Annotated in this window: 11 protein-coding genes; 7 read left to right on the top strand and 4 right to left on the bottom strand. The window is 48.3% G+C overall.

The features are described from left to right. Positions 1 to 98: 98 nt before the first annotated feature. The 5 genes from LCF57_RS08575 to LCF57_RS08555 all read left to right on the top strand — a co-directional run bounded on the left by LCF57_RS08575 (position 99) and on the right by LCF57_RS08555 (position 7,622). Positions 99 to 1,685: a S8 family serine peptidase gene (locus LCF57_RS08575; protein ID WP_226000313.1), complete on the top strand. Its 1,587-nt coding sequence runs from the start codon at positions 99 to 101 to the stop codon at positions 1,683 to 1,685. Between the two features lie 184 nt (positions 1,686 to 1,869). Continuing rightward, entirely contained in the window at positions 1,870 to 3,384 is a 1,515-nt protein-coding gene (locus LCF57_RS08570; protein WP_318840641.1) for an alpha-N-arabinofuranosidase, read from the top strand. Positions 3,385 to 3,801: 417 nt separating this feature from the next. Continuing rightward, positions 3,802 to 5,694 (top strand): HSP90 family protein, encoded by a 1,893-nt coding sequence (locus LCF57_RS08565; RefSeq protein WP_226000312.1) that lies wholly within the window; start codon positions 3,802 to 3,804, stop codon positions 5,692 to 5,694. Positions 5,695 to 5,718: 24 nt separating this feature from the next. After that, positions 5,719 to 6,780, top strand: coding sequence for a hypothetical protein (locus tag LCF57_RS08560; protein ID WP_226000311.1), 1,062 nt, complete (start codon positions 5,719 to 5,721; stop codon positions 6,778 to 6,780). 95 nt (positions 6,781 to 6,875) lie between these two features. After that, positions 6,876 to 7,622: a glycerophosphodiester phosphodiesterase gene (locus tag LCF57_RS08555; protein WP_226000310.1), complete on the top strand. Its 747-nt coding sequence runs from the start codon at positions 6,876 to 6,878 to the stop codon at positions 7,620 to 7,622. A 133-nt stretch (positions 7,623 to 7,755) separates the two neighbouring features. Here the strand turns inward: LCF57_RS08555 and galU are convergent, their stop codons facing one another. Genes galU through LCF57_RS08535 form a run of 4 tightly spaced genes read right to left on the bottom strand, consistent with a single transcriptional unit; the run spans position 7,756 to position 12,442 of the window. Next, entirely contained in the window at positions 7,756 to 8,631 is an 876-nt protein-coding gene (gene galU, locus LCF57_RS08550) for a UTP--glucose-1-phosphate uridylyltransferase GalU (protein ID WP_226000309.1), read from the bottom strand. After that, positions 8,628 to 9,050 carry a GtrA family protein gene (locus LCF57_RS08545; RefSeq protein WP_226000308.1) on the bottom strand — a complete coding sequence of 141 codons (423 nt, stop codon included), beginning with the start codon at positions 9,048 to 9,050 and terminating at the stop codon, positions 8,628 to 8,630. The genes galU and LCF57_RS08545 overlap by 4 nt, the downstream gene beginning before the upstream one ends. A gap of 3 nt (positions 9,051 to 9,053) precedes the next feature. Further along, positions 9,054 to 10,145, bottom strand: coding sequence for a glycosyltransferase family 2 protein (locus LCF57_RS08540; RefSeq protein WP_226000307.1), 1,092 nt, complete (start codon positions 10,143 to 10,145; stop codon positions 9,054 to 9,056). 17 nt (positions 10,146 to 10,162) lie between these two features. After that, positions 10,163 to 12,442 carry a glycosyltransferase family 39 protein gene (locus LCF57_RS08535; protein ID WP_226000306.1) on the bottom strand — a complete coding sequence of 760 codons (2,280 nt, stop codon included), beginning with the start codon at positions 12,440 to 12,442 and terminating at the stop codon, positions 10,163 to 10,165. 289 nt (positions 12,443 to 12,731) lie between these two features. Between LCF57_RS08535 and LCF57_RS08530 the strand changes: the two genes are divergently transcribed. Both LCF57_RS08530 and LCF57_RS08525 read left to right on the top strand, forming a co-directional pair. Then, entirely contained in the window at positions 12,732 to 13,418 is a 687-nt protein-coding gene (locus tag LCF57_RS08530) for a response regulator transcription factor (protein ID WP_226000305.1), read from the top strand. Further along, positions 13,415 to 14,905, top strand: a complete 1,491-nt coding sequence (locus tag LCF57_RS08525) for a sensor histidine kinase (RefSeq protein ID WP_226000304.1) — start codon at positions 13,415 to 13,417, stop codon at positions 14,903 to 14,905. The genes LCF57_RS08530 and LCF57_RS08525 overlap by 4 nt, the downstream gene beginning before the upstream one ends. Positions 14,906 to 14,970 lie beyond the last annotated feature (65 nt).

Below are 14,970 nucleotides of genomic sequence, written 5' to 3'. Positions count from 1 at the left end.
CGAACGCTATCGTTCGCAGAAGCACCCTTTGCTTACTCTAATAGAACGAATAGAGCCGTGAGATTCATTCGCGATCCGAAGGGACAGGGGGAGAAAAAATGAATGCCAAGATCCATGCAGCCATTATTGACGACGGGGTTAATACTGGCTTTTTAAACACCCATTTATTATATAACGTCGAGATAGCTCATGGAGGCGTAGAAGATGGACGTATCTTAAATCACGGCACGCTATGTGCGGCTATTGTACAAACGTATTTTCCAGATGTGGTCATCAGCAGTGTGAAAATAATGAACCATAGAAAAGGAAATGCAGTGCAGCTATGTGCCGCGCTGGATTGGTGTGTAAAGCACGGTGTACAGGTAGCGAATATCAGCCTGGGAAGTATAAATTATCGGGATCGAGGCATGCTGCGGGGAGCTGTAAATGATGCAGCTATGGCGGGATTAATTATGGTATGTGCTGCACAAAACGGAGGACTTCTTACTTATCCGGCCTCTTTTGCTAATGTGATTGGAGTACGCTGTGATCGTAGCGGCATACTCGCAGCAGGCCAATATACGTATAATGCTGATACAGCATTCTCAAGCGGTATCGAATTTACCGCTTTTGCAAGACATGAGCTGGTGGGTGCAACTGGAGAGGTTGTACAATGTCCCAACAGCAACAGCTATGCCGCTCCATTCGTTACAGCACAGGTGTGCAAAGTCTTGCAGCAGTCCAAGCGTGTTCCTTCCATAGAAAAGCTAAAACATATTTTGCATAAGAATAGTTATCGCCCAATACAGGATACGGTATTACCTGTAATGGGATACATACATCCGGATTGGATACGAAGCGCATATGTGTTTAAACAGGACTCCGTAGTTGAATCGGCGGCGCCTTATTATTTTCAGACTCCATATGAAGCTCAACTACCTTGTGCTAAAGTTGCTACGGTTATCGAACAAGCAATCCTGCGGGAGCAAGAACCACAGAATGCAACGAATAAAGCTGGAAAAAGGATAGATGACCTGACAGATACGATGGTCTTGCTAGGGGAAATGGAGCCGGTAGATTTGCAGGAAGTGGAGCAATTGGCTATACGTTATGGAAAACATGTCGTCTATATCTCTAAAAAACAATGTCACATCCCCATGCTGAATTTTTCATCTCGCCATTTGCGTTGGTGGCAGCAAGAGGAGCGTTTCTTTATGAACCAGGAGGAGACTATTGCAATCGAGGATTCTCACATTCCGCTTATTTGTATTTATTATTACAAGGACGTTGACATTCTTTATTTTTTGCATGTGTTGAGAGAGTCCTTTGCCCGGGATGGATACCAAAGCTGGATCGCGGCGGACCAGTCTGCGGCAGTGCTGTATGACATGGAGTATTTGTCCCCTTCCGCTGCGATCCATGGATTACAGAAGCTGATAACCGTTGCTGGTACAATGGCTTATAGCGCGTATGCGGATATTGTCATTTTGTGTGTAGAGGCTCTGGATATTACGGATTGCACCCAAGAACAAATGTTATCAGGCGTTGATATTGAGCTTTCTTTGATGGAGATAGCGGAAGGTGAATGCATTCAAATATCTTTACGGACAGAGCAGGAATTTTTGAAAGAATGGTTCTTTCTAAATTTAAACGCGGAGGATATAGATCGTTTTTATACAGGTTTAGAACAACTGCTGGTCAACTGATATTTATTAAGTGCGTAACCAATTGCTTATCGTTTATTATTATTGTTAATAATTATATTAAATATTTAATGATAATATTGACCATGGTAATTATGGTGTGTTATATTGAAATCGTAAATAAAACGGCTTGTTATTCTTAGAGGTACAACGGATTTTATTTTCGCATTCAGAGAGGATGGTTTAGGTGGCAGCAGCTGTAAAAGCAAAAATGATTGTAGACAAGTCTTTTCGTATTGCTGAAGTCGATAAACGCATTTATGGTTCTTTTGTAGAGCATCTCGGGCGTGCGGTATATGGCGGTATTTACGAGCCTACTCATTCGACTAGTGATGAAAGCGGTTTCCGAAATGATGTGAAAGAGTTGGTAAAACAGCTTGATGTTCCTATTATACGTTATCCAGGCGGTAACTTTGTTTCCGGCTACAATTGGGAGGATGGTGTCGGTCCGGTTGCGTCCAGACCTAGACAGCTGGAGCTGGCGTGGAGAACAGTTGAGCCCAATGAAGTGGGTACAAATGAATTTTTTAAATGGGCCAAGGATGTTGGTTCCGAAGTTATGATGGCGGTAAATCTGGGTACGCGCGGAATCGATGCGGCGCGTAATCTGGTTGAATATTGCAACCATCCGGGCGGCTCCTACTGGAGTGATCTACGTCGCAGTCACGGGGTAGAGCAACCACACAAGATCAAAACATGGTGTCTTGGCAACGAAATGGATGGTCCTTGGCAGATTGGACATAAGACAGCGGAAGAGTATGGTCGTCTGGCTGTAGAGTCTGCCAAAGCCATGAAGCTGATTGATCCTGATATTGAGCTGGTATCCTGTGGCAGCTCCAGCTCCACGATGCCGACGTTCCCGGAATGGGAAGCGACGACGCTGGATCATACCTATGAGGTGGCCGACTATATTTCCCTGCACCAATACTATGGCAACCACGACAATGATACGGCTAATTATCTGGCGCGTTCGATGGATATGGACCATTTTATTCAAACGGTCATTTCGACCTGCGACTATATTAAAGCGAAGAAACGCAGCAAGAAAAAGATGATGCTCAGCTTTGACGAATGGAATGTGTGGTACCACTCCAACGACGCGGACAAAAAAATTGATCCGTGGTCTGTGGCACCGCCACAACTTGAAGATATCTACAACTTCGAGGATGCGCTATTGGTGGGCAGCATGCTGATTACATTCCTGCGTCACGCGGATCGTGTGAAGATGGCTTGTCTGGCCCAACTGGTCAACGTTATTGCGCCAATCATGACCGAAAATAACGGAAAAGCGTGGAAGCAAACAATTTTCTATCCGTACCTGCATGCGTCCCGTTATGGTCGTGGAATATCGTTGATGCCTGTGGTAGACTCCGAAAAATACGATTCCAAGGATTTCACAGACATTCCTTATCTGGATAGCGCTGTGGTCTATGATGAAGAGGAAGACGCTCTGACCATTTTTGCGGTTAACCGTCACTTGTCCGAGTCGCTGGAGCTGACGGTGGATGTGCGCAGCTTCGCAGGCTACCGCATTGTGGAGCATACGGTACTGGAGCATGACGATCTCAAGGCGACCAACGGCCCGGCAGGGGAAGAGGTTACGCCTCATACTGGCGGCAATGCCAAGCTCGAGGATGGAATTGTAAAAGCCCACTTGGGCAAGGCATCGTGGAACGTCATTCGTCTCGCTAAGTCTCATTAATTCTCTTCTGCAATAGGTAGGCCTCATTTGTAGCTAAATAAGCTCGCATTCTCTCTTGTAATGACGTACAAGAGAAGAAGTGCGGGCTTTTTGTATAAAATGAGTCCTTTGTCCCTTAGTAAAAATGGTGTTAGAAGAAAGAGCAAACTTTTATATAAATATTATTTTAATTACTAAATTCAACTAGGTGAAGTTGATCCTTATTAACTAAAAACTCATGCTGCATACATTTTTATGAAGTTACTTAGTCCCAATGTCGGGTCTTCAAGGTGAAAAAAGACCCTATTCTATCGTTGTCAATGTATTGATATCTGAAATGCAGCATGTGTAATCTGGTCTGAATCCACGTTATACTTTAAAAGATGTTAATTCAACATTAGATGATGGTTGTGGCATTTCGAGAAAGGAATGATGTGTATGAGTCAGACGGACGAATATCGTTTTCAGGTGAATTTGGGCGGTATGATTGATATTTTGGCCAATCATTTATATAGCAGTCCACGGGTGTTTATACGTGAGATCTTACAAAATGCAACAGATGCCATTACGGCTCGCAAGGAGCTGCGGAAGACTGCTGCTGCAAGCAATGTATTGGAAGAACAGGCTCTAAAAGATACAGCTTTAGAAGATCAAGATTTTGAGGGTAAAGTGACGGTGGAGTTATCTGGCTCCGGAGAGCAGCAGGTTTTGATGATTCAGGATAACGGCATTGGACTATCGGAAGAAGACATTCACCGTTTTCTGTCCATTATCGGCCAATCCTCCAAAAAGGGAGCCGATTTGCTGACCTCGGAGACTTCTTTTATCGGACGCTTTGGGATTGGTTTGCTGTCTTGCTTTATGGTGAGCGATGAAATTGTGGTGCTAACGCGCTCGGTAAAGGAAGGCATCTCTATGGAATGGAGAGGGAAGCCGGACGGGACGTATACGATCCGCCGCTTGGAAACAGAGCTGCCGACAGGAACGCAAATTTATTTGCGCTGCAAGCCGGGGAGCGAGTTTTATTATGAGCCGGCGCAGGTGAAGGAGTCCTTATTTTATTATGGGGCTTTGCTGCCGTATCCCGTCCTGCTGTCTGTAGCTGGAAAGACTGAGCGGGTTAATCTTCCGTCGACGAGTTGGATGCAGGAACCTGAGCAATTACGCAGTCGGCGCAGTGAGGTGCTGGATCTGGGATATCGTCTGATGGGTGAGCGCTTCAGTGATTTTATCCCGCTACGGACGGCATCGGGCAGAACAGGTGGGATTGCGTTTATTTTGCCTCGCAGCGTTAATCTGAATAGCAAGCGGCTGCATCGGGTGTATCTGAAGCATATGCTCGTGTCCGACAAAGCGGAGAATGTACTGCCGGAATGGGCATTTTTCATTAAAAGCCTGATTTGGACAGATGAATTGCAGCCAACGGCATCTCGCGAATATTTTTATGAAAATGAGCAGCTTGATGCTGTTCGCTCTGAACTGGGAACCTGCATTCGTGAAGAACTGTTACGAATGGCAGAATATGAGCCGGATCGCCTGCAACACTGGATTCGTTTGCATGAGCTGTCCATGAAGACGCTCGCGGTCGAGGATGATGAATTTCTGCGCATTATGCATCGCTGGTTTTCCTTTGAAAGCACATTTGGGCGGCGTGAGCTGAGTGAACTGATCCGCGAGGCAGGCGGACGTCCGCTGCATTACACAGCGACCGTGGATGAGTATCGTCAAATTACGCATGTAGCGGCAGCGCAATCCATGCTGGTGGTCAATGGCGGCTACATTTATGATTCGGAAATCCTGGAAAAGCTGCACTGGATTGACCCTGAGCTGCAAACAGAGCGGCTTAGTCCCGAGGATGTATCTCTTTCATTTACCGGGCTGACGCAGGAAGAGCACGATAAGTATTACAGTGTGCTGCGTGTGATGGACGCTGCTTTGCAGCCGATGCGCTGTCGCAGCGAATTGAAGCGTTTTGAGCCTGCGAGCTTGCCTGTGCTGTATACCATTTCGCAGGATGCACTGACCTTGCGCTCCATGGAAAACACGGTCGAAGAGACAACGGCGCTATTGTCCAACGTGCTTGATAGCCTGAAAGCGGGAGTCCAGCAGAATGCGGGCTACTCGACCTTGTATTTTAATCTGAACAACCCGGTGGTGGCGCGTATTTTTGAAGCTGTCGATACGCAGATGGTCACGGCTGCTACAGAAATGATGTATGTGAATGCGCTCATGATGGGCCATTACCCGATGAGTCGCAATGAGCTGGGATTGATGAACCGGAGTGTTCTGCATTTTATTAATTGGGGATTAGGAAACGGACAAAATACGTAATTTCATAATTATAGGAGGATCCACATGGAAGATACGATACATGATTTGATGGAACAGGCGGAGGATCTGCCGGGAGGGGCGGCAAAGCTTGCGATCCTGGAAGAAGCTGCTCGCTTGGCGGATACTTCCGGGTTGCAGGAGCTCGCCTATGAAATTCGGGGAGAGATTTTGGAATGCGCCATTTTTAATGGGTATCCATTAAAAGCACTAGTCGCTTTTTCATGGCAATTGGGTCGATTTGATCAAAATCCAGAGGAATACGACGCAGATACGCTATTGTGGAATTACAAATGGATACTCGGTAAAGTGTGCAGCTTTTCCAATATACCGAGGACTCAAATAGAAGATCTGGCGGAGGATATGCGCAAACGATATGCCGAATACGGGTATAATGAGCGTCCATATTACTATTATAAGTTCCGTATCGCGATGGACATGGGTGAACTGGATGAAGCACGGCGGTATCTGGATACGTTCCGCCAGATTGAGTCAGACAGTATGAGCGATTGTGAAGCCTGTGAGCAAAGCCAGATGGTGCGGTTCTATTACTTGACCGGAGAAGACGAGCAGGCGCTTGCCGTGGCCAAACCGATTTTGTCGGGACGGATGAGATGTGCGGAAGTGCCGCATGTGACGCTCTCGCAGGTGCTATTGCCGCTATATCGTCAGGGGGAGGTCGAGCAGGCGAAGGACCAGCATCGTAAAGGATATCGCCTGGTTCGCGATGACCGTGACTTCCTGAAAACGATAGCGGAGCATATTGAGTATTTGACGATCGCGAACCCGGTGGAGGGAATCGGAGTGGTGGAGCGTCATTTGCACATGGCGTTGGACTATGAGAGCGGACTGGAGCAAATGTATTTTTACGCAGCGATGGTGGGGCTGCTGCAAAAGCTGGATGCTTCGAAAAAACTTCGTTTGGTCCGGATACCCACAGCTTTTGAATGGGGCAAAGAGGAGCGCACACTAGAAGAAATGATTGCGTATTTCAGACCTCTGGCGGAGTCGGCGGCAGCAGCGTTTGATCGGCGGAACGGGAACACGTTTTATTCCGACTGGATTGGCCGAATTTTGCAAACAGCTTAAGAAGTAGAGTGGCTTGTTAGTAAACCCTATTTTATACAGCCCAAACAATGAATGAGTATAATGTCCTTGTTTGCATTGACAGGAGGGATGATGTCGTGACTGTGACCGAAAAGGTGATTAATTTTGCACATCGCGGAGCTTCGGGGGTATGTCCTGAAAATACGATGGCGGCGTTCCGTCACGCGCTGGAGCTGGGAGCAACAGGTATCGAAACGGATGTGCAGCGTACCAAAGATGGACATCTGGTGCTGATTCACGATGAATCGCTGGAGCGTACGACAGGCTCACCGCTGGATGTAAGGGATATCACGCTGCAAGAGCTGAATACGCTGGATGCGGGCAGCTGGTTTGGCGACAAATTCCGGGGCGAGCGGGTGCCGTTGCTGGATGAGCTGCTGGAGCTGGCGCAGTCCACCGATACAGTGATTAATATTGAATTGAAAAATAGCATTTATCGCTATCCCGGTATGGAGGAAGAGGTCATTGCTGCCGTGAAGCGCTTCGGGTTGGAAGAGCGGGTGGTCCTGTCCAGCTTCAATCACGAATCGCTGGCGCTCTGTGCGCAGCTCGCTCCTGAAATTAGGACGGGTGCGCTTTATGTCGAGATTATGGTTCGTCCATCGGAGTATGCAGCTCAATTCGGGGTCACAGCACTTCATGCCCACAAGAATGCTGTTACACCAGAAGCCGTAGCTGAGGCTTTGGCGGTAGGCGTAGTCTACCATCCATGGACAGTGAATGAGCCCGAGGAAATGAAGCGTCTGCTGGAGGCTGGGGTCAGCGGCATTATCACGGACTATCCTGATCGGTTGGCGCACATTTTAGCTGTCCACTCTTCCTAAACAAAGCAGACTGGACTGAAGTGGAAAGACTCTCCTATTCGCACTCGTGATTACGAGGCGAAGGAGAGTCTTTTTTTAGCTGGGGTCGAAAAATGTATAGTCATGATGGCCTTGAGAGGAGGTTTCCCCTGTTTCATCGTGAAGCAAGCGCCCACTCGCGCATCATGGAGTCAAGCATTGGGCGCAAATCCTCGCGCTGCATGCCCATGTGGAGTACGGCTTCCAGATATCCAGCCTTATCACCAATATCATAGCGTGTGCCTTCCAGTTCTAGTGCGAGCAGCTGGTTCTGTAATGCTACCTGATGGAGGGCGTCTGTCAGTTGATATTCACCACCCGCCCCGGTGGACATGTTTTCCAATATGGAGAAAATAGAAGGCTCCAATACATACCGTCCAATGACTGCCTGCTGCGAAGGAGCATCTGCAGGGGATGGTTTTTCAACAAGTCCGCCGACCTCGTGAATAAGACCGTTCTGGTGGGTGGAATCAATAATGCCGTATTTACTCACATCCTGTTCTTCCACCGTGCGCACACCGACCACTTGCTTGCCAGTCGTTTCGTAAACATCCATCATTTGACGAATTGCCGGGGTGAAGGAATTCATAATATCATCGCCCAACAATACAGCGAAGGGCTCATCGCCAATAAACTGACGGGCACAGCGTACCGCATGTCCCAAGCCGAGGGGTTCTTTTTGACGGATATAGTGAATGACTGCTTTGCCCCCGATGCTTTGAACCTCGCGCAGAAGGTCGTACTTACCTTTACTCTCCAGCACTTGCTCCAATTCCACAGACTTGTCAAAATGATCCTCGATGGCTTTTTTATTGCGACCCGTGACGATAATGATGCTTTCAATCCCGGATTTGATGGCTTCTTCTACGATATATTGAATAGCCGGTTTGTCGACTATTGGAAGCATCTCTTTAGGTAATGCTTTGGTAGCAGGCAGGAAACGGGTTCCTAGTCCGGCGGCTGGAATAACGGCTTTTGTAATTTTTCTCATAGCGATTCACTTTCCTTTCGGGATTGGGAACCAAATACCCAGTATCGGCTCCCAATATAATTAATGATCATTCCGCCTGCGGTAGCGATCAGCTTGCATAAGGCAAGGGGCAGCTCGGTTCCAGTGTGAAGCAGTTGCAATAATAAGGTGGTTAGACCCAATATGATCAGGTTGATGACGATAAATTTGGGTAATTGACTTTTATGTGTGTCGTTTGATCGTTGTTTGTTGAATGTCCATCTGCTATTTAAAATATAACTGTTGGCTGTGCCGCAGCTATACGAAATGGTCTGCGCCACCAGGACCGGAACCCCAGCCCAGGCCAGTAGCATAAAAATGACATAATCTACACCCGTATTGACCAGTCCTACCATGCCAAAACGGATTATAGGAAGCAGCGGGGCTATGCGACTTTTCATGAATTATGCTCCATGACCAGAGTTGGGTCCGGTATATACTGCACTGTTGCCGCGTACTGTGCGTCCGGCAGAGATCAGACTGTCCCGGGCTCCTTGCATGTACAAGGAGTCACGTTGTTCAGGAACCTTTTTGGCATGGGTTGGTCCGTTTTCGTATTGTCCGCCCAAGTGCTCACGGACAATGTAGAGCGGACGGGCTTTGGTTTCGTCATATATTCTTCCTACATATTCACCCATAATACCGAGAATAATCAGGATCACACCGTCAAAGATCAGACTGATGCTAATCATGGACGACCAGCCCTTCATCACGTAGGAATCGGTGAATACATTGAGGAATAACACGTACATCAGATACAGGAAGCCGGACATCGACAGAAGTGCTCCAATATAACCCGCCAGCTTGAGCGGTTTAATCGAAAAGGATGTGATCCCGTCCAGACTGAGCTTGATCATACGTTTCAGCGGATACTTGGTTTCGCCTGCGAGCCGCTCGTCGCGCTCATATTCAACAGCCGTTTGTTTGAAGCCGATCCAGCTGACCAGTCCACGGACAAATCGGTTATTTTCCGGCAGTCGCTTTAATTCATCTATAACCTTGCGGTCCATCAGGCGGAAGTCCCCGGTGTCCACCGGGATATTGATATCCGTGGATGCTTTGAGCACACGGTAGAAGAGGCTGGCCGACCATTTCTTGAAGCGAGTCTCGCCATTGCGTTTTAGCCGCTTGGCGTAGACGACTTCATAGCCTTCCTTCCATTTGTTAGCCATCTCAACAATCAGCTCCGGCGGATCCTGGAGATCGGCGTCAATGACGACGACCGCCTCTCCCACCGCATAATCCATCCCGGCGGTAATGGCCAGCTGATGACCGAAATTGCGGGAAAAATCAATCAATACAATGGTGTCATCTCTGAGATTGAATTCCTTGATGAGCTGGACGCTGCGGTCCGAACTCCCATCGTTTACGAAGATCAGCTCGTAGGGCTCTCCCATCGAGCCCATGACTTGTTTTAGCCGCCGATAGGTTTCTGTAATGACGGCTTCCTCGTTGTACATCGGAATAACAATGGAATAACGAATTTGTTCACTCATGAGTAATTCCTCCCTATTTATAATGTAATTTCGTATAAAGTACCGCTTCCGCCACGTTCGTCTCCGCCAGGTCCACCTTGACCATCCTGAGCATTCGAATTACTGCTCGTTTTGTCGTTTCCGCTGTCGGATGCTTGAACGTCTGTACTTGCTTCGCCAGTTGTTGTTTTCCACTCATCTGTAGGAATTACTTTGCCGTGTTCTTTGATCCATGCAGTGACCTCGGAGTTACCGCTATCCGGTCCACCGCCGCCTCCACCAGAGATCATGAAGTATTTTACTTGACCGCTTTCGACCAGCGTCTTGATCTTATCGACGGTATACACCGGATCGGAGGATACAAAGCCGTTCATAATAATCACTTTTTGTCCGGCTTCAATCATATAAGGAGCGGCTGTTGAATAATTGCTTGCTGCGAAAAGGTAGGTTTCACCTGTGTTATGCTTTTGCAAATAGCTCAGCGTCTTTTGGTCCAAGCTTTGACTTCCGTTCGGTCCACCCATTCCTCTGGAGCGGGTAGAAGATCTCTGTTCCGTGTCTGTGCTTGTTTGAGTACCTTCAGTTTGTTGTCCATTAGCGCTTTGGCCTCGGTTGTCAAAATTACCTCCTGGCATTCCGCCACCACCGCCGCCAGATTGAGTCGGTCCGGCTTGTGGAATCATGCTGTTCCCCCCGTAGGTGATCGGTGTCAAGGCCCAGTACACAGGGCCGATAAACATAGCGAGTACACTTGCAATGATGGCATATCTTGTGAACTTCTCCGATTTCATTCGTGCTACTACCAGCAGTGCCGTGCCGATGATCCCCAGGATCAATACCGCGATGGACCAACCGCTGCCAATGGTATCGTTGTAATTTTGCAAAACAAACCAGCTAAATACCGAGGTTACCAATACTGCTGCGGGTAACAACCAGGAGAGCCAATTGGAGCGCTCACGATACTGCTGCCACAATTCTACGAATCCGGCTCCGAAGAGCGCTGAGATCGGTGGAGCAAGCATAATCAGGTAATAATGATGAAAGAATCCTGCTACGCTGAAAAATGCAGCAACGGGAAGCAACCAGGCGAGCCAGAAGATGACCTCTTTGTGCTTTTGTGTGATATTGCGACGGCGAATGCTTGCAAATAGGCCAATCGAAGCAATCAATGCGAATGGGAGCAGCCAGCTAGCCTGACCTGACAAGGCAGATTGGAATAACCGTAAAGGTCCCTTTTCACCGGTGCCGAACATACCACCACCGAAATTCCCGCCAGGTCCACCACCAGGGCCATCTTGCCCGCCGCCAGGACCGCCCTGACCGTTGTCACCAAATCCGCCCGGCGGCATTTGGCCACCTGCACCGAATCCGCCTGCTGCCATGTTGTTGGTACCAGTGTCGCCAGTTGCTGTAGTACCGTCCGATGATGTAGCTGTCTGCGTCTGATCCGAAGTTGTATTGCTACTATTCGTTGAGGCGTTTTGTTTCCACTCCGAGCTTTGGTCGCCACGTCCACCGCCTGTTCCCCGATCCCCTGTCAAACGGGACAGACCGTTATAGCCAAAGGCCAAATTCAGTACAGAGTTTGTACCGCTGCTCCCCATATAAGGGCGTTGGCTTGCCGGAGTGGAGTCCACCACAACTGCCCAAGAGAGCGACACGATCAGAAGAACAATGGCCGATCCTGCCAGGGTTACCGCTTTTCGCTTCCAGTTAAACTTGGAGGCCAGCAGATAAAACAGTCCCAAAGCGGGAACGATCATATAGGCTTGTAGCATTTTTTCATTAAAGGCGATGCCTACGACTGCGAAAGCTGCGAGGATTAGCCCGGTTTTGCTATTTTTAATGCCTCTGAACAGAAGCCATGTAGCAAGCAGCAAGGTGAATACCAGCATAGCGTCGATGTTATTCGTGCGGCTAACCGCTACTGCTATCGGTGTAGTTGCCATGGCGAAGGCGGCCAAACGAGCGGCTATTGTACCGAAGCTCGGTTTCACGAGCAGGTATACGAGCAATACCGACCCGACCTGAGCCAGTGCTTGCGGCAGAATAACGCTCCAGCCGTGAAGCCCGAATATATAGGCGCTCGCGGTCTGAATCCAGAACACGATAGGCGGTTTGTCTACCGTTACCGATCCGGCAGAATCGAGTGAGGCGAAGAAGAAGTTGTGAAAGTTCTCTAGCATGCTCGCTACGGCCGTTGTGTAGTAGGTGTTGACGTATTTGTCTTGCCAGATGTTGTATCCATTCAAAAATGCAGATATCAACATGATGATCAGGGGGATATCCGCCCTGCTTTTAAACCATTTTTTAATCATGTACATTCCACTCCCTGTGAAAATTCTTTGTATTTATTCTGTTGTTCTAGCCGCTATCTTCAGGACTGCGGAATGACCAGTCGCTTCTGATCTTGGCCCGGTGAACTACCGGCTTGCTATTATCATGCCAGACGTACCTTAATTGGTTATGAGCGCTCCCTGAACGTTAGCTGAAAGCTTATCAGAGGTACTTTTTTTGCGGTGGGATTCAGGTATATTAGATACAGGCAAACATAAACCGACTTTTTATAGAGGGAAAAATGCGATGTTATGAAAGGGAAGATGAATCATGAATCCAATCCACGGAGTTAAAATTATGCTGGCTGACGATGAGCCTCATATTTTGCAATTTTTAGAGCTTGGACTTATTAATGAAGGATATGAAGTCAAAACCGCCGGGAATGGAAGTGATGCGGTTGATCTGGCAAGGGAGTTTCGTCCGCATGTAGCGGTGCTGGATGTTATGATGCCTGAAATGAACGGATTCGAGGTATGCCAAAGTCTCAAGGAGACGGAGGATAACATTGCGGTCATTATGCTGACGGCCAAGGATGATGTAGATGATCGGGTCAAAGGCTTAAAACTCGGCGCGGATGATTATGTCGTAAAGCCCTTCAGTTTTAATGAGCTACTGGCCCGCATTGAAGCGCGTTTGCGCAATCAGTTCCCTGACCTACTGGGGGAAGTGATTCATGGGCCCTTTCAAGTGGATGACCGACGTAAGGAGATTCGCTATCAGAGTCAGGTGCTGGAGCTGTCGCCTACCGAATATGAACTATTGAAGTTTCTGGTGCTGAACCACGGCGTTGTTTTAAGTAAAAGTCGCATTTTGGACCGGGTGTGGGGCTACGATTTTGGAGGCGAGGATAATATTGTTGAAGTGTATATCCGCTCGTTGCGTGAAAAACTTAAAGACAAAGAACACCGAGTCATTCGTACGCTACGCGGTGTTGGGTACCGGGTGGACTTGCTATGAAGACCAAGGGCAAAAATCGGAGGAAATATGCTCTCCGTTCTCTCCGGTCCCAGCTTTTGGCCAGAACCTTACTCGTTTTGGCTCTGCTGCTCGTATTGATCGGTTTTCTACAATATTTTCTGATGAAGGATTTTCTGTATCGCAGTCGGGCAGACGCTATGGGGACGCAGTTAAACTCGATTCCTGCTGATTTATTGATCAGGGACTCCGAAGAGCAGAACGGAGGAACTGCTCCCCAGGAAGGAATCAATTGGGGGGATAGTCGACCGGGGCCGTTTTTGTTTTGGCCGGATATGTCGCTCGCATCTATAGACACAGACGGAACCTTTCGGAGCTTGTCCAGTGAAAACGGACTTAACCCACCGCGTCTTACGACTCAGCAGTATCAAGCGATGCAGCAAAGCAAGCGCATGCGTCATGGCTATCAATTGATCACGGATGATCAGGGGAATGAGCAACTGGTTGTGTTCCGCCCGCTTGGTCCACCTGACCGTTCGTCAGGTTTACTTCAAATGGGTGTATCCACGACTTCCATGCAGGAGCAGCTGATTAATCAGCTTCGTACTTTTATTTTATTGTCGCTGATTGCGCTTGCCATTGGTCTGGCGCTCATGCTTCCTGTGCTGCGCCGCACGTTGGTACCCCTTTCGAGGATGGTCGAGGCGGTCAAACGTATTGATGCCGGCAATCTGGCCGAGCGCTTCGACGCTGATCAGGGGCAGTATGAAGTGGATCGCTTGGCGGTTTCATTTAACGGAATGCTGGAACGGCTAGAGCATTCTTTTGCTGCTGAACGGGAATTGCAAATGCAAATGAGACGATTTATAGCGGATGCTTCTCATGAGCTGCGCACCCCGCTCACGTCTATCCACGGATTTTTGGAGGTATTGCTTCGCGGAGCAGCATCCAATCCCAAGCAGCTTCAGTCCGCACTAGAGAGTATGTATGGTGAATCCAAGCGGATGAATAAACTTGTTTCTGATTTATTGTTGCTGGCTAAGCTGGACCGAACACCAGAGTTGAAGCTAGAAGACATATCACTGGATGAGTTGCTGCTGGAAATGAAACCGCAGCTTCTAATGCTGGCAGGCACACGTAAGGTGGTTTTTGATATGACGGCAGGTGTGCGGGTGCTGGCAGAGGGGGATAAAATCAAGCAGGTGCTGCTCAATCTGTTTCACAATGCTATTCAGCATACGGACCTGGAACAAGGTGTGATCCATGTGAATTTGTCCGCCGGCAAGAAGTTGGCAGATATCCAAATTCGTGATAATGGACCAGGCATGAGTCAAGAACAGCTGAAGCGGATATTTGAGCGATTTTATCGTGGAGATGAATCACGTACACGTAGCTCAGGCGGAGCGGGTCTGGGCTTGGCTATTACCGAGTCTATCGTGGAAGCGCACGGCGGAAACATCACAGCCGAAAGTACACTAGAAATTGGCAGTGTATTTAAAGTAACGCTGCCTTTATCAGGAACGGTATAGCATTGCACATGATGGAGAACATAAAAATAGCCCCCCGAACCGCAGCTTTGCTTGTTACACGGCTC

The organism is Paenibacillus sp. BJ-4, assembly GCF_020404765.1.
Lineage (GTDB): Bacteria > Bacillota > Bacilli > Paenibacillales > Paenibacillaceae > Paenibacillus.
This window is presented reverse-complemented; position numbering and strand designations above follow the sequence as displayed.